Below are 23,529 nucleotides of genomic sequence, written 5' to 3' on the forward strand. Positions count from 1 at the left end.
CCAGGTCAGCGGCGTGGATCGAAGGCCTCGCGCAGGGCGTCGCCAATGAATACCAGCAGCGAAAGGATCAGTGCCAAGGCGAAAAACGCCGTGAAGCCCAGCCAAGGTGCCTCCAGGTGCTGTTTGCCCTGGGTCACCAGTTCGCCCAGGGAGGCGCTGCCGGCCGGCATGCCGAAACCCAGGAAGTCCAGGGCGGTGAGTGTGGTGATGGCCCCGGTGAGCATGAACGGGACCAGGGTCAGCGTGGCGTTCAGCGCATTGGGCAGGATATGCCGCAGCATCACCTGGCTGTCCGGCAGACCCAGGGCGCGGGCAGCCTTGACGTATTCCAGGTTGCGCCCGCGCAAGAACTCCGCGCGGACCACGTCCACCAGGGTCAGCCACGAGAACAGCGCCATGATGCCCAGCAACCACCAGAAATCCGGCTCGACGAAGCCGCTGAGGATGATCAGCAGGTACAGCACCGGCAGCCCCGACCAGACTTCCAGCAAGCGCTGCCCGAGCAGGTCGACCCAGCCGCCGTGGTAGCCCTGCAGAGCGCCGGCAGCCACGCCGATGAGTACGCTGACGAGCGTCAGGGCGAAGGCGAACAGCAGTGACACGCGCGTGCCGTAGAGCACCCTGGCCAGCACGTCGCGACCTTGGTCGTCGGTGCCCAGCCAGTTGTTGGCGCTCGGAGGACTGGGGGTCGGCACCTGCAAATCGTAGTTTGGCGTATCGGCACTGAAGGGGATGGGGGCGAACAGCATCCAGCCACCTTGGCCCTCGATCAACTGGCGCACGTAAGCACTGCGGTAGTCGGGCTGGAACGGCAATTGCCCACCGAACGCCTGCTCGCTGTAGCGCTTGAGCGCGGGAACGTACAGCTCGCCCTTGTAGCCCAGCAGCAGCGGCTTGTCGTTGGCCACCAACTCGGCCCCGAGGCTCAGCAGCAACAAGCCCGCGAACAGCCATAGCGAAACCCAGCCCAGGCGGTTGCGACGAAAGCGCTGCAGGCGGCGACGAGAAATCGGCGAGAGCATCAGTGCGCCCTCGCGTCGAAGTCGATGCGCGGATCCAGCACGGTGTACGACAGATCGCCGATCAGGCGGATCAGCAGGCCTGCCAGGGTGAAGATGAACAGCGTGCCGAACACCACCGGGTAGTCCCGCGATACCGCTGCCTCGTAGCTCATGCGCCCGAGGCCGTCGAGCGAGAAGATCACCTCGATCAGCAGGGAGCCTGCGAAGAACACCGTGATCAGCGCTTGGGGCAGCCCGGCCAGCACCAGCAGCATGGCGTTGCGCAGCACATGCCCGTAGAGCACGCGGCGCTCGCTCAGGCCCTTGGCCCGGGCGGTGACCACGTACTGGCGGGAGATCTCGTCGAGGAACGCGTTCTTGGTCAGCAGCGTCAGGGTGGCGAAGCCGCCGATCACCAGGGCGCCGACCGGCAGCACCAAGTGCCAGAAATAGTCGGCGATCTTGCCCAGCAGGCTCAGTTGGTCGAAATCGTCCGAGACCAGGCCTCGTACCGGGAACCAATTCAGCGAGGTGCCACCGGCGAACAGCACGATCAGCAACAGGGCGAACAGGAACGAGGGCAGGGCATAGCCGATCACGATCAGCGCACTGCTCCAGGCATCGAAGCGGCTGCCATGGCGCACCGCCTTGCGGATACCCAGCGGGATCGACACCAGGTAGGTGATCAGCGTGGCCCAGAAGCCCAGCGACAGGGTGACCGGCAATTTGTCGAGGATCAGGTCGGTGACCTTGGCGCCACGGAAGAAGCTCTGGCCGAAATCGAGCCGGGCGTACTGGCCGAGCATCAGCCACAGTCGCTCGGGTGCGCTCTTGTCGAAGCCGTACTGATGCTTGATTTCCTCGATCAGCTTCGGATCCAGCCCGCGGGTGGCCCGCGACTGGCCTTGCACGGCCTCGACGCGCGCGCCCGGTGCACCGCCACCCAGCCCCTGCAAACGGGCCACCGCCTGCTCGACCGGGCCACCGGGGGCGGCCTGGACGATGGCGAAGTTGACCAGCAGGATGGCCAGGAGGGTCGGGATGATCAACAGCAAGCGACGCAGGATGTAGGAGGTCATGGAGAGCCCTTGATACGTTCGGCCATCTGTTCGGTGGTCAGGGCCTTGGGGCTGATCTCCCACCAGCTGTCCAGGCCTTCGTCATAGGCCGGCTGGACCTTGGGCAGGCCGAAGCGATTCCACCACACGGTCGAAGTGCCCGGTGGGTAGTAGTTGGGAATCCAGTAGTAGTTCCACTGCAGGACGCGGTCCAGGGCATGGGCGTGGCGCAGCATGTCGGCTTCGCTGTCGGCGCGTACCAGGCCATCGATCAGGCTGTCCACCGCCGGGTCCTTGAGTACCATGAGGTTGTTCGAACCGGGGTCGTTGGCTGCCGCCGAGCCGAAGTAATTGTACAGTTCGGCGCCGGGTGACAGCGTGACCGGGTAGCCGGTGACGATCATGTCGTAGTCGCGGGCCATCAGGCGGTTAACGTACTGCGCCGAGTCGACGTTGCGGATGTTGAGCGTGACGCCGATCTGCGCCAGGTTGCGCTTCCAGGGCAGCAACAGGCGCTCCAGGCCCGACTGACCATTGAGGAAGGTGAACGCCAGCGGCTCGCCCGCCGCGTTCACCAGGCGGTCGCCTTCAGGGCGCCAGCCGGCCTGTTGGAGCAGGGCCAGCGCTTGCAACTGCTGGGTGCGGATGATGCCCGAGCCATCGCTGACCGGCGCCTTGAAGACCGCGCTGAAGACCTCGGCAGGAACCTTGCCGCGCAAAGGCTCGAGCAGTTCGAGTTCGGCGGCATCGGGCAGATCGCGGGCAGCCAGCGGGGTATTGGAGAACACGCTTTGCTGGCGGATGTACAGGTTGCGCATCATCTGCCGGTTGCTCCACTCGAAGTCCCAGAGCATGGCCAGCGCCTGGCGCACCCGGCGGTCCTTGAACTGTGGCTGGTCCAGGTTGAAGACGAAACCTTGCGCCGGCTGCGGTTTGGCAGGTGCGAGGTGGGCGCGGCGCAAGCGGCCGTCGTCCAGTTGCGCGCCGTTGTAGCCGAGGGTGTAGGCAGTGGCGGAGAACTCGCGGTTGTAGTCGTAGCCGCCGCCCTTGAGTACCTGGCGGGCGACCTCGGTGTCGCCGAAGTATTCGATGCGCAGGCGTTCGAAGTTGTACCGCCCGCGGTTGACCGGCAGGTCCTTGGCCCACCATGTCGGGTCGCGCTCGAAGGTGATGCTGCGGCCGTTGTCGATCCGGCCGATGCGGTAGGGGCCACTGCCGACCGGCTTGTCGAAGCCTGCACCATTGGCGAAGTCGCGGTCGTGCCAGTCGTGTTCGGGGAGTACCGGGAGGGTTGCGAGGTCCAGGGCCAGGGTGCGGCCGTGGGGTTGCTTGAAGTCGAAACGAATCTGCCGTGGGCCTTCCACGGTGACCTCGCGCACGTCGGCGAACTGCGTGCGGTACTTGAGGCTGCCCTGGCTCATCAGGCGCTCGAAGGTAAAACGTACATCCTCGGCACGCACCGGCTTGCCATCGGCGAAGGTCGCGCGTGGATCGAGTTCCAGGCGTAGCCAGGCATCAAAGGGGTCGCGCTCCATGCGCTGGGCGATCAGGCCGTAGACGGTATAGGGCTCGTCCAACGAACGTATGGCCAGCGGCGCGTACAGCCAACCGTCGACCTCACTGACGCCGATGCCCTTGTCGATGTAGGGCAGAATGTGGTCGAACTGGCCGATCTCGATTGCCGAGCGGCGCAGGCTACCGCCTTTGGGGGCGTCGGGGTTTGCGTAGTCGAAGTGGCGGAAGCTTTCGGCATAGCGCGGGGCTTCGCCGTAGACGGTGAGGGCGTGGCTGGGGCGGCTTGGGTGATGACGCTCAGGCAGGATAGCGCGAGCCCCAGAAGAAGATGTGTAGGTGCCGGATATCGGTTGGCTTTACCGGCGTCATCGCCGGCAAGCCGGCTCCTACAGGAGGTGTGCACCGCCTGTAGGAGCCGGCTTGCCGGCAATAGGGCCATGAGCGGACTCAGCCGATCAGTCCTGGCGGCTGGTCACTTCCAGCAGGTGGTAGCCGAACTGGGTTTTCACTGGGCCCTGCACGGTGTTGACCGGTGCGCTGAAGACCACGGTGTCGAACTCCTTGACCATCTGGCCTGGGCCGAACGAGCCCAGGTCACCGCCCTGGCGGCTGGACGGGCAGGTGGAGTTGGCCTTGGCGATTTCCGCGAAGTCGGCACCGGCTTCGATCTGGGCCTTGAGTTCGTTGCACTTGTCTTCGCTGGCAACGAGGATGTGACGGGCGGTTGCGCGTGCCATGGGGTACTACTCCTTGGGTTGAAAGGGTCAAGCCTAACGCACTTGCCGGGGCGCTGTCTCCAGGCGCGCTGCAGCGTTGCGTAGCAGCGTTTCGGTGGCCTCCCAGCCCAGGCAACCGTCGGTGATCGACACGCCATATTTCAGCGGGCCCTTGCCCAGTGCCTGGCAGCCATCGAACAGGTGGCCCTCGAGCATCACCCCGACGATCGAGCGGTCACCGCTCAGACGCTGACCGAGTACGTCCTCGAACACCGCAGGCTGGCGTGCCGGGTCCTTGCCGCTGTTGGCGTGGCTGCAATCGACCATGATGCGTGCTTGCAACCCGGCTTTGTCCAGGCCCTGGCGTGCCTGGGCGATGCTCGCGGCATCGTGGTTGGGGCCTTTGTGGCCGCCGCGCAGCACCAGGTGGGTGTCGCCGTTGCCCAAGGTCTCGATGATCGCCGGGTAGCCCTGCGCGTCCATGCCGAAGTGACGATGCGGATGGGCCGCGCTGCGCATGGCGTCGCAGGCGATGCCGATCCCGCCGTCGGTGCCGTTCTTGAACCCGACCGGCAGCTCCAGGCCGCTGACCATCTCGCGGTGGATCTGCGATTCAGTGGTGCGTGCACCGATCGCCGCCCAGCCCAGCAGGTCGTCGAAGTAGCCCGCAGCCATCGGTTGCAGCAGTTCGGTGGCTACCGGCAGGCCGCGCTCGATCATGTTCAGCATCAACCCACGCGACAGCGCCAGGCCCGCGTGCATGTCGTCGCTGCCGTCCAGGTGCGGGTCGTAGGCCAGGCCTTTCCAGCCCACCGTGGTACGCGGCTTCTCGACGTAGGCGCGCATCACCAGCAGCAGTTGCTCGTCGACCTCGCGGCTGAGCGCGGCCAGGCGATCGGCGTATTCGATGGCCGAGCGCGGATCATGCAGCGAGCAGGGGCCAACCACCACGAGCAGGCGTGGGTCGTGTCCTTCGAGGATGGCGCGGATGGCCAGGCGGTGCTGCTGCACCTGTTGGGTGAGTTCGGTCGATAGCGGCATCTGCTGCTTGAGCAGGTGCGGGCTGGGCAGGCGCTGGCTGACGGTGGTGTTGGCAGCTTGCGGTTGGGTCAGGGCAGGGCGAGGTTGGAAGCTTGCATGGCGTATAGGTTCCCTGGGCGGACGGCGGGTTCTATCCCGCGCGGTCGGCCCTATCGAGGTGTTCGACTGATCGTTGATTGTGCGTTGTCTGCAGCGTTGCCACCGGAGATGGACCGATCGGAGGCGGCAGGCTGGCCCGAGCGGGATTGGCTAAATCGCCAGGCGTAGGTGCTTGCGTAGTAGTAGGTGGCGTAGTTCATGAGTCTGTCCTCGGTGCGAATCGGTGTTTGTTGAAAGCCTGAAAAGCAAAACCCCCGGTCGGGGAGCCGACCGGGGGTTTGAGTATTCTCGTATTCGGCGGCCCTCGAAGGTGGGCGCCGTGTGGGTATCAGCGGCGCCTAGTGGCTAAACCAATACCCAAAATAAAAGCTTGCGGGAGCTTTGCGACCGGCAACAGCCAGCACGCGGCGCTGAGGGCGACCGGTGTGGTTGGCGTGGTTGCGGGTGGGGTTCGACATGTTGCTCTCCAGTGAATGAGCCCGAGCTTACTGCAGGTGGCCCGGGCTGTTCAATGGTTAAATGCTATCGATCTGATCGAGCGAAGCGGTTTCACAACGGATAGTGCTTGAGTTCCCGGGCGATCAGCATCCGCTGGATCTCGCTGGATCCCTCGTAGATCTGGGTGATGCGCGCATCGCGGTAGTGGCGCTCCACCGGGTAGTCTTCCAGGTAGCCATAGCCGCCATGCACCTGGATCGCCATCGAGCACACCCGCTCGGCCATCTCCGAAGCGAACAGCTTGGCTTGCGAGGCCTCCGACAGGCACGGCTTGCCGGCGCTGCGCAAGCGCGCCGCATGCAAGATCAGCAGGCGTGCGGCATTGACTTGCACCTGCATGTCGGCCAGCAGGTTGGCGATGCTCTGGTGCTCGTTGATCGGCTTGCCGAACTGGATGCGCTCACGCGAGTAGGCCAGCGCTGCCTCGAACGCCGCTCGGGCGATGCCCAGGGCCTGGGCGGCGATGCCGATGCGTCCGCCTTCAAGATTGGACAGGGCGATGGCCAGGCCCTTGCCGCGCTCGCCGAGCAGATTGGCGGCGGGGATGCGGCAGTTGTCCAGCGTTACCGCGCAGGTGTCGGAGGCGCGGATGCCCATCTTGTGTTCACTGCGGTCGACCTTGAACCCAGGGTTGTCGGTCTCGACCAGGAAGGCCGAAAGACCTTTCTTGCCCAGCTCAGGGTCGGTGACCGCGAAGACGATCGCCAATCCGGCACGGTGTGCGTTGCTGACGAACTGCTTGGCGCCGTTGAGCACCCAGTGCCCCTCCACCCGTTCGGCGCGGGTGCGCAGGTTGTGGGCTTCGGAACCGGCCTGCGGCTCGGTCAGGCAGAAGCAGCCGATCACCTCGCCGCTGGCCAGGCGCGGCAGCCAGGCCTGTTGTTGCTCGGGTGTGCCGTAGGCTAGCAGCGGGCCGCAGCCCACCGAGTTGTGAATGCTCATCATCGCGCCAGTGGCGCCGCAGCCGGCAGAGATTTCCTCGACCGCCAGGGCATAGGCCACGTAGTCGGTGTAGCTGCCGCCGAAGTCCTCCGGCACCACCATGCCCAGCAGGCCCAGTTCGCCCATCTTGCGAACCACGCCATCGTCGATCCAGCCGGCCTTTTCCCAGGCCTGGGCGTGCGGGGCGATTTCGCCCCGGGCGAAGTCCCGGGCCATGTCGCGGATCATGATCTGTTCTTCGTTAAGTTCCAGGTCTTGCATCTGCGTACTCCCGGCTCACAGGCCTTCGAAGAATTGGTCGACCCGCTGGCGCTCGAGGCCAGCCAGGGTTGGCGGATTCCAGCGCGGTTGCTTGTCCTTGTCGACGATCAGGGCGCGCACGCCCTCAATGATGTCGCCGTGCTGGAACCACTGACGGTCCAGGTGCAGCTCCATGGCGAAACAGGCTTCGAGCGGCAGTTGGCGGCCACGGCGGAGCATTTCCAGGGTTACCGCCATGGCCAGCGGCGAGCGGCTTTCCAGCAGGTCGGCGGTGGCCAGGGCCCAGGCGTGGCTGTCGCCGATGGTCACGGCGCGCAGTTGCTCGATGATCGCCGGCAGGTCGGGGAGGGCGAAGAAGTGATCGATCACCGGGCGCAGTCGCTCAAGCGGTGCGTCAGGCAGGGTCTGCGAACCGAGGCCGGCCAGCAGTTTTTGCAGATCCTTGAGTGGATGGTCGCCCAACTGCACGCGGTCCAGGCCCTGCTCCAGCGCGGCGATCTTGTCGCTGGGCAGGTACCAGTCGGCCAGCCCGCAGTACAGCGCATCGGCGGCCTGGATCTGGCTGCCGCTGACGCCGAGGTACGTACCCAGCTCGCCGGCAATACGCGACAGGAAGTAGCTGCCGCCCACATCCGGGAAGTAGCCGATGCCGACTTCGGGCATGCCCAGCCGGCTACGTTCGGTGACGATACGCAGGTCGCAACCCTGGGCCAGGCCCATGCCTCCGCCGAGGGTAAAGCCGTCCATCAGCACCAGCACCGGCTTGCGGTAGTGGTGCAGGCACAGGTCGAGGGCGTATTCCTCGACGAAGAACGTGTCGTGCAGGCCGTCGCCAGCCTTGTAGCTGTCGTGCAGCGAGCGAATGTCGCCGCCGGCGCAGAAGCCTTTGGGGCCTTCGCCGCGCAGCACCACGGCGCGGACCTGGTTGTCGTCGGCCCACTGATCGAGGTGCTGGCGCAAGCTGCGCACCATGTCCAGGGTCAAGGCATTGAGGCCTGAAGGGCGGTTGAGGGTGAGGCGGCCAATCTGGTTGCGAACCTCGGCCAGTACATGTTCCGTTGCCGAGATGTGAGCGTGCGCGGTCATCGCGTTCTCCCTGCTTTTTTATTGATTTTCCAAGTGATTCTGGAGTGCGCTGGAGGATGCTGGGATCCTGTCATGCGTAATTGCCTTGCACAATGGATAAAAGTGCAGGGGCATCGTGCATTTTTGCGTCCGCTGACAATAGCAAGTTTTCCGAGCAGGCCCTATTCGGGGGCAAGCCCGTTTCCATTCATCCTGCACCCTCCCTGTGGGAGTGGGCTTGCCCGCGAAGGGGCCGGCAGCATCACTGCTATTCATTACTCCAACCGTAACGATCGTCCACCCACCTTGATTGATCCTCCCGTTCCCCGGCGCCTAATGTGCCTGCACGACAGCGAACCCGTGGAGTCACCAATGACCACAATGAAGAATCCACCGCCGCAATGGTCGCGGCGGCGCGCCGAGAAGCAGCGCCGCCTGGACCGGGTCAGCCACCTCGCCGACGGCCGGGTACTGCCCACCGAGCGAATCGTCGAGGCCTTGGAGCTGCTCATCGCCCCTGGCGACCGTGTGGTGCTGGAGGGCAACAACCAGAAGCAAGCCGATTTTCTCTCCCGCTCGCTGGCCAAGGCCGACCCCGAGCGCCTGCATGATTTGCACATGATCATGCCCAGCGTCAGCCGCGCGGAGCACCTGGACCTGTTCGAACGCGGCATCGCCCGCACGCTCGACTTCTCTTTCGCCGGGCCGCAGAGCCTGCGCATCGGCCAGTTGCTGGAAGATGGCCTGCTCGAAGTCGGCGCCATCCACACCTACATCGAACTGTACTCACGCCTGCTGGTGGATCTGATTCCCAACGTCGCCCTGGTGGCCGGCTTCATGGCCGATCGCGACGGTAACCTCTACACCGGGCCCAGCACCGAGGACACGCCGGCGCTGGTGGAGCCCGCGGCGTTCAGCGACGGCATCGTCATCGCCCAGGTCAACCAACTGGTGGACCGCGTGGACGACCTGCCACGCGTGGACATCCCGGCCTCGTGGATCGACTTCGTGGTGGTGGCCGACCAGCCGTTCTACATCGAGCCGTTGTTCACCCGCGACCCGCGCCACATCAAGCCGGTGCACGTGCTGATGGCGATGATGGCGATCCGCGGTATCTATGAGAAACACCAGGTGCAGTCGCTCAATCACGGCATCGGCTTCAACACCGCGGCCATCGAACTGATCCTGCCCACCTACGGCGAGTCCCTGGGCCTGAAAGGCAAGATCTGCCGCAACTGGACCCTCAACCCCCATCCGACACTGATTCCCGCCATCGAAACCGGTTGGGTCGAAAGTGTCCACTGCTTCGGCACCGAGCTGGGCATGGAGGACTACATCGCCCAGCGTCCGGACGTATTCTTCACCGGCCGCGACGGCTCGCTGCGTTCCAATCGCATGATGTGCCAGCTCGCCGGGCAGTACGCGGTCGACCTGTTCATCGGCGCCACGCTGCAGGTCGATGGCGACGGCCACTCCTCGACCGTGACCCGAGGCCGCCTGGCCGGCTTCGGCGGCGCTCCGAACATGGGCCACGACCCTCGTGGGCGGCGCCATGCGACGCCAGCCTGGCTCGACATGACGGTGCCCGACACGCTGCTCGAACGCGGCCGCAAGCTGGTGGTGCAGATGGTCGAGACCTACCAGGAGGGTGGCAAGCCCACCTTCGTCGAGACCCTGGACGCCGTCGGCGTGGCGAAAAAAGCCGGCATGCCACTGGCGCCGGTGATGATCTACGGCGACGACGTCACCCATCTGCTGACCGAGGAAGGCATCGCCTACCTGTACAAGGCGCGCAGCCTGGAAGAACGCCGGCAGATGATCGCTGCCGTGGCCGGGGTCACCGCCATCGGCCTGCGGCACGATCCCAAGGACACCTTGCGGCTGCGCCAGCAAGGGCTCGTGGCCCTGCCTGAAGACCTCGGCATCCGCCGCACCGATGCCAGCCGCGAGCTACTGGCCGCACGCAGCATCGCCGACCTGGTCGAGTGGTCCGGTGGCCTGTACAACCCACCTGCACGGTTCAGGAGCTGGTAATGAACGCACAGTCCCTGAACCTGGTAGCCCCAACCGCCCTGGCCGACCACCTGGCCGACCTGGCCGTAGAGGCCCTGATGGACGAAGCCGACCTGTCGCCCAAGCCGGGCCTGGTCGACCGTCGCGGTAGCGGCGTACACACTGACATGAGCCTGGCCCTCATGCATGCCTCGGCACTCGCCCTGTGGCCGTGCCTGCGGCAGATGGCCGAAGCAGCACAATCCCACGGCAAGATCGGCGTTCCACTGCGCGCCGCCCTTGGCCGCATCGGCCGCGAAGGCGAAGCGGCGATGCTGGCCACCACCGGCGGGGTCAATACCCACCGCGGCGCTATCTGGGCGCTCGGCTTGCTCGTGGCGGCCAGTGCTCTGGACCACCAGGCCAGCGCCGAAACACTGGCTGCAAGGGCAGGGCGTATCGCCCTGATCGACGACCCAGCGGTTGCCGCCAGCACCAGCCATGGCAGCCAGGTACGCCAACGTTATGGCGCAGGCGGCGCCCGCGAGCAGGCCCAGCAAGGCTTCCCGGCAGTGATCGGCCATGGCTTGCCGCAACTGCGCCGCAGCCGCGCCTGCGGTGCCAGCGAAACCCACGCACGGCTCGACGCCTTGCTGGCGATCATGGCCGCGCTCAGCGACACCTGCGTCCTCTGGCGCGCCGGCCCCGAGGGGCTGCAAGTCGTTCAGCAGGGTGCGCGCAAGGTGCTCACCGCCGGTGGCAGCGCCACGCTCGCAGGCCGTCGCCAACTGCGCCTGCTGGACGCCCAGCTGCTGCAACTCAACGCTTCTCCGGGGGCGCCGCCGACCTGCTGGCCGCCTGCCTGTTCCTCGACAAAGCCGGGAGCCTGTGACATGGAAACCCTGACCTTTCAATACCCCGCCGCCGAACCCGGGCGCGGCCGCACCCTGGTGGGCTGCGTGAGTTCCGGCGACCTCGAAGTGCTGATCGAACCGGGCAATCCCGGCACCTTGCAGATCCAGGTGGTGACTTCGGTCAACGGTAGCGCTGCCCGCTGGACGCAGGTGTTCCAGCGCCTGTTCGAAGGCCGCGAGCTGCCGGCCATGAAGATCGACATCCATGATTTCGGCGCCACCCCTGGCGTGGTACGCCTGCGCTTGGAGCAAGGTTTCGAGGAGATCGCCCATGACTGATACCGAACGCTTGCTGCAAAGTCGCAGCTTCGTCGAACTGGGCGCCCGCCAGCGCGCCCAGGCACTGCTCGACCCTGGTACCTTCCGCGAACTGCTGGGTCCGTTCGACCGCTTCATGTCGCCCTGGCTGCCACGCCAGGGCATCGTGCCCCAGGCCGATGACGGCGTGGTCATCGCCAAGGGCCGCCTGGCCGGGCGCAACGCCGTGGTGGCCGCCATCGAAGGCGCCTTCCAGGGCGGCAGCATGGGGGAGGTGGGCGGTGCCAAGATCGCCGGCGCCCTGGAGCTGGCCATCGAGGACAATCGCAATGGCATCCCGACCTGCGCCGTGCTGTTGCTGGAAACCGGTGGCGTGCGCCTGCAGGAGGCCAACCTGGGCCTGGCGGCGATTGCCGAGATCCAGGCGGCGATCGTCGAGCTGCGTGCCCATCAGCCGGTGATCGGCCTGATCGCAGGTTCGGTCGGCTGCTTCGGTGGCATGTCCATCGCCGCCGGACTGTGCAGCCATCTGTTGGTCACCCGCGAGGCGCGCCTGGGGCTCAATGGCCCCCAGGTGATCGAGCAGGAGGCCGGCATCGGCGAGTACGACGCCAAGGACCGCCCCTTCATCTGGAGCCTCAGCGGTGGCCAGCAACGCTACGCAAGCGGCCTGGCCGACAGCTATGTGGCCGATGATCTCGAGCTCATACGCGAGCAATTGCTGCGACTGCTGGAGGCGCCCAGCGCTGCACGTGCCGGCCGCCATGCCTGGTTCCTCGAGCGCCTGTCGCGACTGGGCCTGGATGTAATGCAACTGGATGGCGCCGCCGTGCGCGATCTGTACCAAGGAGATGCCCAATGAACCGTGCCCTCGATTGGCTGCCAGGCCTGGCCGCCGGCCAGTGCCTGCCAGGTTATCCCGCGTCGCTGCGGGTCATCGACGCCGAACTGGACAACCGCCTGGCGCGCTTCATCGCCGTGGTGCCGGATGGTGACAACCCGTTCCCCCGCGCCCGCAATGGTGAAGTAGGCGTACTCGAAGGCTGGGGCCTGGCCAAGGCCGTCAGCGAAGCGGTCGCCGCCGACCAGCACGGCGAGAAGCGCGCGATCGTCGCCATCATCGATGTGCCGAGCCAGGCCTATGGCCGCCGGGAGGAGGCGCTGGGCATTCACCAGGCCCTGGCCGGCGCGGTCGAGGCCTACGCCCAGGCACGCCTGGCAGGGCACCCGGTGATCGGCCTGCTGGTGGGCAAGGCGATGTCCGGCGCGTTCCTGGCCCATGGGTACCAGGCGCAGCGCTTGATTGCCCTGGACGACAGTGGCGTGCTGGTGCATGCCATGGGCAAGGCAGCTGCGGCGCGCATCACCCTGCGCAGTGTCGAGGAGCTCGAAGCGCTGGCGGCTGAGATTCCGCCGATGGCCTATGACCTCGACAGCTACGCCTCGCTGGGCTTGTTGTGGCGCCGTTTGAGTGTCGATAGCGCTGACTCGCCGAGCCAGGCCGACCTGGTCAAGGTCCGCGCCTGCCTCGCCGAAGCGGTGCGCGATATCGGCACCTCCACCGACCTGACCTCACGCCTGGCCGGGGAAAACCGCCGCGCCTCGCGTGAGGTGCGGGCCGAGTTGCGCAAGCAGTGGCAGGAGGCCTGAAATGAACCCAGCGCGCCCGCACGACCTGCTCTGGGGCATGCCCGCCTCGGCATTGCCTGACGATGCTCCGGATTGGGCGCGCCAGGTACTGGCTGCAGGGCAGCCGGTGGTGGTGCGCCGGGCGTTGTGCGCACCCGGCTGGATTGCGGTGGGCGTGCGCGGGCAGGGGCGCGAGCAGCGCCTCGGCACACGCATGCGTGCGGCGGATGTGCAGCGCCAGCTCAGTCCGGAGGCGTTGCGCTGGCAGGGCGAAAGCGCCTGGCCGGCACTCCAGGCGCTGGCCAGTGCCACGCCGGTGCTCGATGCCACTGGCCTGGCGTGGGGGCCGACCGGCGGGGTGGGCTACCAGCTGGCGACCGGCAGAGAAGTGCTGCACCAGGGCAGCGACCTCGACCTGGTGTTGCGCACGCCGCATCCGCTTGCGCGCTGCACGGCGCGTGACCTGCTCGATAGTCTCGACCGCGGTCCCTGCCGCATCGATGTGCAACTGGAAACGCCCGCCGGCGCCATTGCCTTGCGTGAATGGGCCAGCGGCGCCTTGCGCGTGTTGCTCAAGTCCGCCGACGGCGCACGCTTGCTGGCCGATCCCTGGCAGGCCTGCGAGGACGCGGCATGAGCAGCCTGTTCGCTTTCCCGGGCCAGGGCGCTCAGCAGGCAGGCATGCTGCATCGCCTGCCCGAAGGCGCCGAGTGCTTGCTCGAGGCCGCCAGCGACGCCCTCGGTGAGCAGGTACTGAGCCTGGACAACCAGCAGGCCTTGCAGTCCACCCGTGCCGTGCAACTGTGCCTGTTGCTCGCCGGGGTCGCCTGGGCGCGCTGGCTAATGCAGCGCAGCCCGGCGCCGGACTATGTGGCCGGTTTGTCCATCGGTGCCTACCCGGCAGCGGTGGTGGCAGAAGCCCTGGACTTCGACGACGCCGTGCGCCTGGTGGCACTGCGCGGTGAACTGATGCAACGAGCCTACCCGCAAGGCTACGGCATGACGGCCCTGAGCGGGCTGGACCTGGCCAGTGTCGAACGCTTGCTGGACGAGGTCGGCGGCGAGGTGTTCGTTGCCAACCTCAACAGTGAAAACCAGATCGTCATTGCCGGTGCCGATGCCGCCATGACCGAGGTCGCCGCCCGCGCTCGCAGCCGGGGCCAGGGCGTGGCCCGACGCCTGGCGGTGAGCGTGCCGTCGCACTGCAGGCTGTTGGACGGCCCGGCCAGCGAACTGGCCGCCGCCTTCGCCAGCGTCCCCATGCGGCGTCCACGTATCACCTACCTGAGCGGCAGCAGCGCGCGACCGATCTTCGATCCACAGCGCCTGCGCGACGACCTGGCTGGCAACATGGCCCGGGTGGTCGACTGGCGTGCTACGTTGCGCAACGCCTATGAACGCGGCGTGCGTCTGCACCTGGAAATGCCGCCGGGCAGCGTGCTCAGCGGCCTGGCCCGTTCGGTGTTCGACCAGGGCCGGGTGTTGCCTGTCGAGTCGACCCGGGCCGATACCCTCGATGCGCTGTTGCGCCAGGAGGTGGCTCACAATCGATGACGGCACGGCAATGCGAAGAACAACAACAAGCAACTTCGACATAAAGCTGAGGACAACAACAATGATCATCTATGGCGTGGCCCTGTTGGCGGTGTGCACTCTGGCCGGCGTTATCGTCGGCGACTTCCTGGGCGTCCTGCTGGGCGTCAAATCCAATGTGGGCGGTGTCGGCATCGCCATGATCCTGCTGATCTGCGCGCGGCTGTACATGCACCGCAACGGCGGCATGAGCAAGGAATGCGAGTTCGGTGTCGGTTTCTGGGGCGCCATGTACATCCCTGTGGTGGTGGCCATGGCCGCCCAGCAGAACGTCGTCACTGCCCTGCATGGCGGCCCGGTGGCCTTGCTGGCGGCGATTGGTGCGGTACTGGTATGTGGGCTGACCATCGCTTTGATCAGCCGCAGCCACCGCGGTGAGCCTTTGCCGCCGCTCGATGTGCCAGCGGCTCCACCTGCGCAGGTAGCACCTGCGGGAGGTCGCTGATATGTGGGCACTCATTGACAATGCCTTGGAGCATAACGGCTTGATCACTGCGTTCGCGGTGGTGGGTGGGATCATGTGGTTGTCGGTATTGCTGTCCAAGTACCTGACGTTCGGCCGCGTCCATGGCTCGGCCATCGCCATCGTCATCGGGCTGGTGCTGGCGTGGGTCGGCGGCACCATCACCGGGGGGCAGAAAGGGCTGGCCGACATGGCGCTGTTCTCTGGCATCGGCCTGATGGGCGGGGCCATGCTGCGCGATTTCGCGATCGTCGCCACCGCCTTCGAGGTGCAGGCCACCGAGGCACGCAAGGCCGGGATGATTGGTGCGGTGTCGTTGCTGTTGGGCACCGTGCTGCCATTCATCGTCGGTGCCGGAGTGGCGTATGCGTTCGGCTACCGCGATGCGGTGAGCATGACCACCATCGGCGCCGGAGCGGTGACCTACATCGTCGGCCCGGTGACCGGCGCGGCGTTGGGCGCAAGCTCGGACGTGATGGCCCTGTCGATTGCCACGGGGTTGATCAAGGCGATTCTGGTGATGGTGTTCACCCCGGTTTCGGCGCGCCTGCTGGCGTTGGACAACCCGCGTTCGGCGATGGTGTTCGGTGGCTTGGCCGGGACCGTGTCGGGGGTGACTGCAGGTCTCGCGGCTACCGATCGCCGGCTGGTGCCCTATGGTGCACTGACCGCGACCTTCCATACCGGCTTGGGTTGCCTGATGGGGCCTTCGATCCTGTACTTCTGTGTCAGAGGGTTGGTGGGTTAATAGCGGCTTGATCGCGGCGGTACGCCGCCGCGAATGCTGCCAATCAGCTTTCCCGGCTGTACATCCTGCATTCGGCCAACAATGCCAGCAGGTTCGGCTCCCGTTCGCGGGCCTTCAGGAACACCACGCCGATATGCTGCTGCAGCCGATAGCGCGGCTGCAGCGGGATCAACTTCACGCGATTCTCGTACACCGCCGCGATCCTTCCCGGTAGCAGCGCGAAACCTACCCCCGAACTGACCATGCTGAGCAACGTGAAGATATCGTTGACCTGCATCGCCACCTTCGGCTCGAAACCCGCCTGCTGGAACACCCGCGCCCCATCGCGATGGGTGGCGAAGCCCTGGGTCAGGGTGATGAAGGTCGAGTCGGCGAAGTCGGCGAGGTCCACTTCGGCCTGCTCGGCAAACGGCGAGTCGGTGGGTACGGCAAGGAAGATGTCATCGGAGAATAGCGGCAACTGGGCACAGGCTGGGTCGTTGATGCTGTCGTCCAGCGACACCAGGATCGCCTCCAGCTCGTGGTTCTTCAGGCGCTCCAGCAAGTCGACGTTCGAGCCCAGGTTGAGGTCGATATTCAGTTCGCTGCGGCGCAGTTTCAGGCCCATCACCAGTTTCGGCACGGTCCTGACGGTGAGCGAGTACAGCGCGCCGAGGCGAAAGCGCTCGGCATAGAAGCCTGCAGCTTCGCGCGTCTGGCGCACCATCTGTTCGGCATCCTGGATCAACTGGCGGGCCTTCTTTTCCAGCACGTAGGCGCTTTCCAGCGGAATCAACTGACGACCTTCGTGTTTGAACAGCGGGCAGCGCAGCGCGCTTTCCAGCGAATGGATGGCGCGGTGCACGCTGACCGCGCTGGTCGACAACTGCGCGGCGGCCCGGCCAAGGTTGCCGCTGCGCATGAAGGCGAGAAAGGTCTCCAGCTTTTTCAGGGTCAGTTCTTCGTCGATCAGCATGCACACGGGCTCGAATGGCGGTGGCGCCGATCATGCCACAGATGACGCGCGCCGGCCGCTCAACCGTCGGACTGCTCCTCGGGCGGAACCTGACCCTCAGGCCAATCCGGCGCTTCCTGCTCGGGGTCGGGCTTTGGCACCGGTTCACCGGGATTGTGCGGTATATCGTCGACGTACGGATCGGGATGGTTGGGATCGGACATGACAGGCCTCCTGTGCAGTGATGTCATGAGGGGTAGGCCACGGACATGCCAGGACTGTTCAGTTGAATTCATCGAACGGTCGTGGAACGCTGCGCCCCATGCTGCACTCCATTGCAGCAATGGCGAATGGCGAACGATGGAGACCCTGCCTTGCTCATCAGCCTGCTCAGCTTCTTCGGTACCCTGACCGCGATGGAAGGCATTGCCTACCTGGCGCACAAGTACATCATGCATGGCTTCGGCTGGGGCTGGCACCGCTCCCATCATCAGCCGCGCCAGGGCTGGTTCGAGAAGAACGACCTGTATGCCGTGGTGTTCGCGGTGCTGGCGATCGTGCTGATCGCCCTGGGCAATGCCGGCCTGTACCCGCTGCAATGGGTCGGTGCCGCCATGACCGCCTATGGCGCGCTGTACTTCGTTGCCCACGACGGCCTGGTACATCGCCGCTGGCCGCTCAAGGTAGTGCCTCGGCGCGGCTATTTGAAACGCTTGTACCAAGCCCACCTGATGCACCACGCGGTACAGGGCCGTTCAGGCTGCGTGTCGTTCGGGTTTCTCTACGCGCCGCCTATCGAACGCTTGCGTCGACAGTTGCGGGCGCGTCATGGTGGGCCTCTGCGCCAAGCGGACGCTGCCACAACTGGTGGTCACGCGCCGGGTAACGATGCAGCCGACGCGTCAGTGAACGCCACAGACCGCTGAGGATCGCGCCGAGCTTTTCCCAGCGCGAGGTCGATAGCCGCCCATCCCAGGCAGCTACACCTGCTGCCTGGACCTTCACACCAATGCGTCGGTACACCACAGCGGCGCTCGCCACCGCCCAGGCCGAGCGCCAGGGCAGGGCGGCCAGGCCGGCCTGGGCGCTCTGGTAGTACGGCTCGGCCTGTTCCACCAGGCGTTGCGCCATGCGCGCAACAGCCAGCCGATGGCGCGGGTCGGCCAGGGCCGAGGCGGGTACGGCGAACTCCACCAGCCAGGCCTGGGGCAGGTAACAGCGCCCGACACGGGCGTCCTCGACGATATCGCGGGCGATATTGGTCAGTTGCATCGCCAGGCCCAGGTCGCAGGCACGGTCCAGCACCGCCGGGTCGCGGACCCCCATCACCCGCGCCATCATCAGCCCGACCACGCCGGCAACGTGATAGCAGTAGCCGAGTACGTCCGCCAGGGCCGGGTAGCGGTGCCCGGATACATCCTGGGCGAAGCCCTCCAACAAGTCGAAGGCTTCCTCCTGGGGGATGCCGTGACGGCGGGCGACCTCTCCCAGTGCGGCGAAGGCGGGGTCTTCGGGCGGGAGCCCGGCATAGCTCTCGCGGGTTTGTCGCTGCAACTCGGCCAGGCGCCGCCGGGCTTGTTCGGGGGGCAGCGGCAGGGCGTCATGGCCGGCTTGCTGGCCATCGATCACGTCATCGCAATGGCGGCACCAGGCATACAGCAACATGGCACTGCGGCGCGTGGCCGGGTCGAACAGCCGGGCAGCCGCGGCGAAGCTCTTCGAGCCTACCGCGATGCTGTGCTCGGCGTGCTGCAACAGAGGGTCGTTCATCCTTGCAAATCCTCCAGCATCAGTCCGGCGGTGGCCTTGGCCGAGGCGATCACCCCTGGCACGCCCGCGCCTGGGTGGGTGCCGGCACCGACCAGGTACAGGTTGTGCAACTGCGCGTCGCGATTGTGCGGGCGAAACCAGGCGCTCTGGGTCAGTACGGGCTCCAACGAGAAGGCCGAGCCCAGGTGGGCGTTGAGCTCATCACGAAAGTCCAGCGGGGTGAAGGTGCGACAGGTCACCAGGTCTTCACGCAGACCGGGTATGTGCTGACGCTCGAGGTAGTCGAGGATGCGGTCGCGGTAGCGTGGCCCCTCGTTTTCCCAGTCGATCGGTGCGTTGCCCAGGTGCGGCACCGGGGCCAGCACGTAGTGGCTGGAGCAGCCCGGCGGCGCCAGGCTCGGATCGGTGGCGCAGGGCGCATGCAGGTACAGCGAAAAATCCTCCGGCAAGGCCGGCCCGTTGAAGATCTCCTGGACCAGCGCCTGGTAGCGCGGGCCGAAGCAAACGGTGTGGTGGCGCAACTGCGGTTGGGCCCGCTTGAGCCCGAAATGCACCACGAACAGCGAGTTGCTGAAGCGTTTGCCCATCAGCCGGCGCCCCTCCTGGGCGCCGCGCCGATGCTGGCCGAGCAACTGGGCATAGGTGTGCACCACATCGGCGTTGGAGGCCACGGCGTCGGCGGTCCATCGGCGGCCATCGCGGCTGCGCGCGCCGGTCAGGCGTTGGCCCTGGGTCTCGAAGGCGGTCACCTCGGCGTTGAGTTCCAGGGTGCCGCCCAGGTCGCGGAACAGCCGGGCGAGGCCGTTGACTAGCGCTCCAGTGCCGCCTTTGGCGAACCATACACCCCACTGGCGCTCCAGGGCGTGGATCAAGGTGTAGATGGACGAGGTGGCGAAGGGGTTGCCGCCCACCAGCAAGGCATGGAACGACAGCGCCTGGCGCAACCGGTCGTGGCGCACGAAGCGCGCGACCATGGCATACACACTGCGCCAGGCCTGAAGTCGAGCCAGTTGCGGGCCAGCCTGGAGCATGTCGCGAAACGACAGGAAGGGCACCGCGCCAAGTTTCACATAGCCTTCCTCGAGCACTGCCCGGGAGTAGGCCAGGAAGCGCCGGTAGCCTTCCACGTCGGCGGGTTCCAGGGCGTGGATCTGCCGTTCCAGCTCGGCCTGGTCGTTGCTGTAGTCGAAGCTTGCGCCGTCTTCCCAGCACAAACGGTAGAACGGGCTGACCGGCAGCAGTTCGACATACTCGCTCATGGGTTTGCCAGCCAGTGCGAACAACGCCTCGATGGCCGTTGGATCGGTGATGACCGTGGGCCCGGCATCGAACGTGAAACCCTGGTCGCGATAGACGTATGCGCGCCCACCCGGTTGATCGCGGCGCTCCAGCAGCGTGGTGCGGATGCCGCTGGCTTGCAGGCGGATGGCCAGGGCCAGGCCGCCGAGCCCGGCGCCCACCACCAGGGCGGATTTTCCTTGCATCATGCAGGCTCCTTGAATGAGCGGGGAGAATGGCGCAACGCCGCGCGCAGCGCCTGGCCAACAGGTACCGGAGGCTTGCCGGTGAGGATGCGCAGGCGATCACCCCAGTGGCTTCGCCCGGCATAGAAGCGCGAAATCAATGGCTCGGGCAGGCGATGGAAACGCTGCATCACCTGCCAGCGCTGGTGGGGCTTGCCGGCGAGGAACAGCATGCGGTTGAGCAGGCGGTAAAAACCTTGGGTTTGCCAGCGTTGCTGCAGGTAGCGGCCCAGGTCGACCGTCAGCGTGTGGGCATCGAGCAACGGCTGCGTCGCCAGCCAGTCGGCCAGGCGTACGGCCTCTGGCAGCGAATAGCCGGTGGTGCAATGGCAAAGCCCAGCGCGCAGGCCCGAGACGGGCTGGCCGGCTTGTTCTGCCCACCAGGCGGGAAAGTCGTCAGCCAGGGTAATTGGCAATACCCCGTGCTCCTCGCGCAGGCAGCCCGCCACGTGCCAGCCGTGCTGACGCGCATAGTCGGCGATATGCTCGCGCAGCTGTGCGTGGTCCGGTGCTTGTCGGTCGACGTAGTGGGTGTCCTCGATCAGCAGGGTGTCGGGGCTGAACGGCAGCACGTAGACGAATCGGTAGCCTTCGCCCTGTTGGACCCGGGCGTCCATGATGATCGGCGCCTGCAGGCCGTGGGGCGCTGTCAGGCGCAGCAGTTGGCCAAGGAATGCCTGTTGGCCCAGCACGCGGTGCGGGCTGGCTTGCGGGCCACGACCATCGATCACCAGGCGGGCCTGCAATCGCTCACCGCAGGCCAGCGTCACGCTGTCGGCCGACACCTGCGCCACCTGGCAGTCGGTGCGCAGCGCAGGCCCCAGGGCCTGCTCGAGGCAGGTGGCGAAGCGGTCACTGGTGAGGCTGGCGTACCCGCAGGCAAAGCGCCGCGAAAACGCCGGGAAGTGCACATGGTAGGCCGGCCAGCGCTTGACCACGAAAGGCGCCAGCCAGTGATGCTGGGCCGGGGTGAGGTCGGCTTCATGAAACGACCAGGTATGGTTGCCACCGGCCTGCTGGGCCTGCTCCAGGCAGAGAATGTGCAGGTCCGGGCGAAGCTGGCGCAGGCGCCAGGCGATCAGGCCGTTGGCAAGGCCTGCACCGACGAGGATCAGGTCATGGGCCATGCTGCGTCCTGTGCGGGTACCGGGCGCCCAGCGTGCACGGCTGTCTCGATGATCGAGGCGGCCTTGCGCACGCTGTCGTCCAGACCCTGCAATGCCGGCTCCAACCTGGCGAGGCCGGGCATCGGCTCTGCGAGCAGACGTGCCAGCGCCCCGGCGATGCGGCTGACGCTGGCATGGCGAGACAGGGCCAGGCCCAGTTGGTGGTACGCCACCCGTGCAGCGACGCCGGGCTGGTCGAAGGCGATCGGCAGCACCAGCAGGGGCGTTTTTGCGGCCAGCGCGTCCATCACGGTGTTCAGCCCCCCATGGCAGATCACCGCGTCGGCTCGCTGCACCGCCCACTGCTGGGGCGCAAAATCGGTGACCACGCTGGCACCCAGTTGCAGCAGGCGCGCTTGCTGGGGCAGGTCCAAGCCGCCACAGTGGGCGACCAACAGCTGTACATCGAGTAGCCGACAGGCCTTGGCAATGCGTACGAAGAGGCTGAAACGATGGCCTTGCAAAGTGCCGAGGCTGGCGAACACCAACGGCTTGCGCACGTCCAGCGGCCAGTGCCCTTCGGCCTGCTCAGGTGGCTTGCGCAGTGGGCCGAGGGCATGAAAATGCCCTGGAAGTGCCTGGCGCGGGAAGTCGAACGCAGCCAGGGTCTGGCTGATCTGCGCCAGCGACGACAGACAGTCCTGCGGCCCGGTGCGCCGAGGCAGACCATGACGCCGACACGCGTCGTCGATGACCTCGGCCATCGGCCGCATGAACCAGTCATGCACCCGTGTGCTGGCCTCGAACAACCGCTGGCTGCGCGGGTCACGGCCATAGCCAAAGGGCATGACCGGCAACGGCAGCCCGGCTTCGCGGTTGATGGGCAAGGCGCAAGCCAGCGACACGCAGGGTAGCCCGAGCGCCTCGGCCGCCAGGGCACCGGCCGGCTCCATCTGGTCGCAGAGCACGGCATCCACCTGGTGCGCGGTCAGCGCACCGGGTAGCTCGCGGCAGAGCATGCGGCTGGTGCCCGCCAGTTGTCGGATCATGCGGCGCATATGCCAGGGGCCAGAAGGGTTGGCAGCCAGGCGCAGGGCATGGTCGAGGCTCCCGGCAGGGTGATCGGCGTGGCCAATGGCATGAAAACCGATGCGCCGGTCGCGCAGCCAGCGCTGGGCGTCGGGTTGGTGCAGGAAGCTGACCCGATGACCGCGCTCGATCAATTCGCCGGCCAGCGTCTGCATCACTTCGAAGTGGCTGGGGTAGGGCGGTGCGACCAGTGCATAGTGGCTCATGCCGGTTGCAACCCCGGCCCAAGCAGCGGTGCCCGGCGCAATTGCGCCAGGTTGCGCGAGCCGGTACAGAAACAGGCGATGCGCAGCTGCTGCAGGAGAATCTCGAAGTGTTCGATGACGGCCTCGGTCGACGTGGTGGCTGCGGCCAATACCCCCGCCGCCTGGCCGACCAGATCGGCACCGAGGCGGATCGCCTTGGCCGCGTCGATGCCGTTGCCGATACCGCCGGAGGCAATCAGGCCGACTTCGGGCAAGGCCCGGCGCACCGCCAGCAGGCATTGCGCGCTGGGGATGCCCCAGTCGCTGAAGGCCATGGCTACCGCGCGTTGGGCGACGCTGTCTGCGCGCTGCGCCTCGACTGCGGCCCAACTGGTACCGCCAGCGCCGGCCACGTCGATCATCTGCACCCCGGCATCGACCAGGCGGCGGGCGACGCTGGGCGAGAGGCCGGCACCGACTTCTTTGGCAATCACCGGTACGCCAATGCAGTCGACCACGGCTTCGATCCGCGCCAATACGCCCCACCAGTCACGGTCGCCTTCGGGCTGCACCGCTTCCTGCAAAGGGTTCAGATGGATGATCAGGGCGTTGGCCTGCAACGTATCGACCGCCCGCCGTGCCAGGTCCAGGCCATCGGCTTCGCGCAACTGCGCCGCGCCCAGGTTGGCCAACAACGGAATATCCGGTGCAAGGCGTCGCAGTTCGTCGGTCAGCCCCTGGGCCGGCCCGCCGCGCAGGCTGACCCGCTGCGAGCCGACGCCCATGGCGATGCCCAGGGCCTGAGCTGCTTCGGCCAGGTGACGGTTGATGTGCTCGGCGCGCTGCGCACCGCCGGTCATGGAGCTGATCAGTAGCGGAGCGCGCAAGTCGATGCCCAGCAGCGAAGTGCCCAGATCGACCTCGTCCAGTGCCATTTCCGGAAGGGCGCAATGCTCGAAGCGGATTGCCGACCACCCTGGATCGACCCCGGAAGATGACTTGCCAGGGGTCAGCACGATGTTCAGGTGGTCGTCCTTGCGTTGACTCAGCAGGCTTTTCTTCATGCCGGCTCCATTGCCAGGGGAATCATCCAGAGGTGGGCAGGGTCTGTGCAAAAGACAGGCGTTGT

General features: G+C 66.3%; 21 protein-coding genes and 3 pseudogenes. 10 read left to right on the plus strand and 14 right to left on the minus strand.

Translation table 11 applies throughout. The features are described from left to right. Positions 1 to 5: 5 nt before the first annotated feature. The 7 genes and pseudogenes from E6B08_RS13475 to E6B08_RS13505 form a co-directional block, all read right to left on the minus strand. On the minus strand, positions 6 to 1,022 hold the full coding sequence (locus E6B08_RS13475; protein ID WP_136914468.1) for an ABC transporter permease: 1,017 nt from the start codon (positions 1,020 to 1,022) through the stop codon (positions 6 to 8). Then, positions 1,022 to 2,080: a microcin C ABC transporter permease YejB gene (locus E6B08_RS13480; RefSeq protein WP_136914469.1), complete on the minus strand. Its 1,059-nt coding sequence runs from the start codon at positions 2,078 to 2,080 to the stop codon at positions 1,022 to 1,024. The genes E6B08_RS13475 and E6B08_RS13480 overlap by 1 nt, the downstream gene beginning before the upstream one ends. Further along, positions 2,077 to 3,879 (minus strand): extracellular solute-binding protein, encoded by a 1,803-nt coding sequence (locus tag E6B08_RS13485; protein ID WP_136914470.1) that lies wholly within the window; start codon positions 3,877 to 3,879, stop codon positions 2,077 to 2,079. Before E6B08_RS13485 ends, E6B08_RS13480 begins: the two co-directional genes overlap by 4 nt. Positions 3,880 to 4,029: 150 nt before the next feature. Beyond that, positions 4,030 to 4,311, minus strand: a complete 282-nt coding sequence (locus E6B08_RS13490; protein WP_009686645.1) for a peptidylprolyl isomerase — start codon at positions 4,309 to 4,311, stop codon at positions 4,030 to 4,032. A 33-nt stretch (positions 4,312 to 4,344) separates the two neighbouring features. Next, positions 4,345 to 5,429, minus strand: a pseudogene (locus E6B08_RS13495) (3-deoxy-7-phosphoheptulonate synthase). A gap of 550 nt (positions 5,430 to 5,979) precedes the next feature. Then, positions 5,980 to 7,131: an acyl-CoA dehydrogenase family protein gene (locus E6B08_RS13500; RefSeq protein ID WP_136914472.1), complete on the minus strand. Its 1,152-nt coding sequence runs from the start codon at positions 7,129 to 7,131 to the stop codon at positions 5,980 to 5,982. Positions 7,132 to 7,146: 15 nt separating this feature from the next. Further along, complete coding sequence (locus E6B08_RS13505) at positions 7,147 to 8,217, minus strand: enoyl-CoA hydratase/isomerase family protein (RefSeq protein ID WP_136914473.1); 1,071 nt, start codon at positions 8,215 to 8,217, stop codon at positions 7,147 to 7,149. A 351-nt stretch (positions 8,218 to 8,568) separates the two neighbouring features. Between E6B08_RS13505 and mdcA the strand changes: the two genes are divergently transcribed. From mdcA to madM, 9 genes and pseudogenes are all read left to right on the plus strand, one after another. Then, on the plus strand, positions 8,569 to 10,230 hold the full coding sequence (gene mdcA, locus E6B08_RS13510; RefSeq protein WP_136914474.1) for a malonate decarboxylase subunit alpha: 1,662 nt from the start codon (positions 8,569 to 8,571) through the stop codon (positions 10,228 to 10,230). Next, positions 10,230 to 11,080: pseudogene (locus tag E6B08_RS13515) on the plus strand (triphosphoribosyl-dephospho-CoA synthase). Before mdcA ends, E6B08_RS13515 begins: the two are co-directional and overlap by 1 nt. A 1-nt stretch (position 11,081) precedes the next feature. Further along, complete coding sequence (locus E6B08_RS13520; protein ID WP_136914475.1) at positions 11,082 to 11,381, plus strand: malonate decarboxylase subunit delta; 300 nt, start codon at positions 11,082 to 11,084, stop codon at positions 11,379 to 11,381. Next, the gene (locus tag E6B08_RS13525) at positions 11,374 to 12,222 is read left to right on the plus strand and encodes a biotin-independent malonate decarboxylase subunit beta (protein ID WP_136914476.1); all 849 of its coding nucleotides are present in this window, start codon (positions 11,374 to 11,376) and stop codon (positions 12,220 to 12,222) included. Before E6B08_RS13520 ends, E6B08_RS13525 begins: the two co-directional genes overlap by 8 nt. Further along, positions 12,219 to 13,010, plus strand: a complete 792-nt coding sequence (mdcE, locus tag E6B08_RS13530; protein ID WP_136914477.1) for a biotin-independent malonate decarboxylase subunit gamma — start codon at positions 12,219 to 12,221, stop codon at positions 13,008 to 13,010. Before E6B08_RS13525 ends, mdcE begins: the two co-directional genes overlap by 4 nt. A 1-nt stretch (position 13,011) precedes the next feature. Then, on the plus strand, positions 13,012 to 13,626 hold the full coding sequence (locus E6B08_RS13535) for a malonate decarboxylase holo-ACP synthase (RefSeq protein ID WP_136914478.1): 615 nt from the start codon (positions 13,012 to 13,014) through the stop codon (positions 13,624 to 13,626). Continuing rightward, positions 13,623 to 14,543, plus strand: coding sequence for a malonate decarboxylase subunit epsilon (gene mdcH, locus E6B08_RS13540; RefSeq protein ID WP_136914479.1), 921 nt, complete (start codon positions 13,623 to 13,625; stop codon positions 14,541 to 14,543). Before E6B08_RS13535 ends, mdcH begins: the two co-directional genes overlap by 4 nt. Before the next feature lie 61 nt (positions 14,544 to 14,604). Further along, on the plus strand, positions 14,605 to 15,027 hold the full coding sequence (madL, locus tag E6B08_RS13545) for a malonate transporter subunit MadL (protein WP_136914480.1): 423 nt from the start codon (positions 14,605 to 14,607) through the stop codon (positions 15,025 to 15,027). A 1-nt stretch (position 15,028) separates the two neighbouring features. Next, positions 15,029 to 15,793, plus strand: a complete 765-nt coding sequence (madM, locus tag E6B08_RS13550) for a malonate transporter subunit MadM (RefSeq protein ID WP_136914481.1) — start codon at positions 15,029 to 15,031, stop codon at positions 15,791 to 15,793. A 43-nt stretch (positions 15,794 to 15,836) separates the two neighbouring features. Here madM and E6B08_RS13555 read toward each other — a convergent pair whose 3' ends face one another. Beyond that, positions 15,837 to 16,748 carry a LysR substrate-binding domain-containing protein gene (locus E6B08_RS13555; RefSeq protein WP_136914482.1) on the minus strand — a complete coding sequence of 304 codons (912 nt, stop codon included), beginning with the start codon at positions 16,746 to 16,748 and terminating at the stop codon, positions 15,837 to 15,839. A gap of 59 nt (positions 16,749 to 16,807) precedes the next feature. Next, positions 16,808 to 16,951, minus strand: a complete 144-nt coding sequence (locus E6B08_RS30845) for a hypothetical protein (RefSeq protein ID WP_192938662.1) — start codon at positions 16,949 to 16,951, stop codon at positions 16,808 to 16,810. A 126-nt stretch (positions 16,952 to 17,077) separates the two neighbouring features. Here E6B08_RS30845 and E6B08_RS13560 point away from each other — a divergent pair, with 126 nt between their 5' ends. Continuing rightward, entirely contained in the window at positions 17,078 to 17,653 is a 576-nt protein-coding gene (locus tag E6B08_RS13560) for a sterol desaturase family protein (RefSeq protein ID WP_416194382.1), read from the plus strand. On the opposite strand, the pseudogene E6B08_RS13565 reads toward E6B08_RS13560, so the two are convergent. The 5 genes and pseudogenes from E6B08_RS13565 to fni form a co-directional block, all read right to left on the minus strand. After that, positions 17,577 to 18,497: pseudogene (locus tag E6B08_RS13565) on the minus strand (phytoene/squalene synthase family protein); the annotation flags it as partial. The gene E6B08_RS13560 and the pseudogene E6B08_RS13565 overlap by 77 nt on opposite strands. After that, complete coding sequence (locus tag E6B08_RS13570) at positions 18,494 to 19,984, minus strand: phytoene desaturase (protein WP_136914483.1); 1,491 nt, start codon at positions 19,982 to 19,984, stop codon at positions 18,494 to 18,496. The pseudogene E6B08_RS13565 and the gene E6B08_RS13570, both read right to left, overlap by 4 nt. Next, positions 19,981 to 21,147 (minus strand): lycopene beta-cyclase CrtY, encoded by a 1,167-nt coding sequence (gene crtY / locus E6B08_RS13575; protein WP_136914484.1) that lies wholly within the window; start codon positions 21,145 to 21,147, stop codon positions 19,981 to 19,983. The genes E6B08_RS13570 and crtY overlap by 4 nt, the downstream gene beginning before the upstream one ends. Beyond that, complete coding sequence (locus E6B08_RS13580; protein ID WP_136914485.1) at positions 21,132 to 22,421, minus strand: glycosyltransferase; 1,290 nt, start codon at positions 22,419 to 22,421, stop codon at positions 21,132 to 21,134. Before E6B08_RS13580 ends, crtY begins: the two co-directional genes overlap by 16 nt. After that, positions 22,418 to 23,464, minus strand: a complete 1,047-nt coding sequence (gene fni, locus E6B08_RS13585) for a type 2 isopentenyl-diphosphate Delta-isomerase (RefSeq protein WP_136914486.1) — start codon at positions 23,462 to 23,464, stop codon at positions 22,418 to 22,420. The genes E6B08_RS13580 and fni overlap by 4 nt, the downstream gene beginning before the upstream one ends. Positions 23,465 to 23,529: the final 65 nt, after the last annotated feature.

This window comes from Pseudomonas putida, assembly GCF_005080685.1.
Classification (GTDB): Bacteria; Pseudomonadota; Gammaproteobacteria; order Pseudomonadales; family Pseudomonadaceae; genus Aquipseudomonas; species Aquipseudomonas putida_V.

Coding starts and splice junctions, on each gene's coding strand:
- E6B08_RS13560 (WP_416194382.1), top strand. CDS start 17,078: ATGGCGAACGATGGAGACCCTGCCTTGCTCATCAGCCTGCTCAGCTTC.
- E6B08_RS13505 (WP_136914473.1), bottom strand. CDS start 8,217: ATGACCGCGCACGCTCACATCTCGGCAACGGAACATGTACTGGCCGAG.
- E6B08_RS13480 (WP_136914469.1), bottom strand. CDS start 2,080: ATGACCTCCTACATCCTGCGTCGCTTGCTGTTGATCATCCCGACCCTC.
- E6B08_RS13570 (WP_136914483.1), bottom strand. CDS start 19,984: ATGATGCAAGGAAAATCCGCCCTGGTGGTGGGCGCCGGGCTCGGCGGC.
- mdcH (WP_136914479.1), top strand. CDS start 13,623: ATGAGCAGCCTGTTCGCTTTCCCGGGCCAGGGCGCTCAGCAGGCAGGC.
- E6B08_RS13580 (WP_136914485.1), bottom strand. CDS start 22,421: ATGAGCCACTATGCACTGGTCGCACCGCCCTACCCCAGCCACTTCGAA.
- E6B08_RS13490 (WP_009686645.1), bottom strand. CDS start 4,311: ATGGCACGCGCAACCGCCCGTCACATCCTCGTTGCCAGCGAAGACAAG.
- E6B08_RS13500 (WP_136914472.1), bottom strand. CDS start 7,131: ATGCAAGACCTGGAACTTAACGAAGAACAGATCATGATCCGCGACATG.
- E6B08_RS13555 (WP_136914482.1), bottom strand. CDS start 16,748: ATGCTGATCGACGAAGAACTGACCCTGAAAAAGCTGGAGACCTTTCTC.
- madL (WP_136914480.1), top strand. CDS start 14,605: ATGATCATCTATGGCGTGGCCCTGTTGGCGGTGTGCACTCTGGCCGGC.
- crtY (WP_136914484.1), bottom strand. CDS start 21,147: ATGGCCCATGACCTGATCCTCGTCGGTGCAGGCCTTGCCAACGGCCTG.
- E6B08_RS13535 (WP_136914478.1), top strand. CDS start 13,012: ATGAACCCAGCGCGCCCGCACGACCTGCTCTGGGGCATGCCCGCCTCG.
- E6B08_RS30845 (WP_192938662.1), bottom strand. CDS start 16,951: ATGTCCGATCCCAACCATCCCGATCCGTACGTCGACGATATACCGCAC.
- E6B08_RS13520 (WP_136914475.1), top strand. CDS start 11,082: ATGGAAACCCTGACCTTTCAATACCCCGCCGCCGAACCCGGGCGCGGC.
- mdcA (WP_136914474.1), top strand. CDS start 8,569: ATGACCACAATGAAGAATCCACCGCCGCAATGGTCGCGGCGGCGCGCC.
- madM (WP_136914481.1), top strand. CDS start 15,029: ATGTGGGCACTCATTGACAATGCCTTGGAGCATAACGGCTTGATCACT.
- fni (WP_136914486.1), bottom strand. CDS start 23,464: ATGAAGAAAAGCCTGCTGAGTCAACGCAAGGACGACCACCTGAACATC.
- E6B08_RS13475 (WP_136914468.1), bottom strand. CDS start 1,022: ATGCTCTCGCCGATTTCTCGTCGCCGCCTGCAGCGCTTTCGTCGCAAC.
- mdcE (WP_136914477.1), top strand. CDS start 12,219: ATGAACCGTGCCCTCGATTGGCTGCCAGGCCTGGCCGCCGGCCAGTGC.
- E6B08_RS13525 (WP_136914476.1), top strand. CDS start 11,374: ATGACTGATACCGAACGCTTGCTGCAAAGTCGCAGCTTCGTCGAACTG.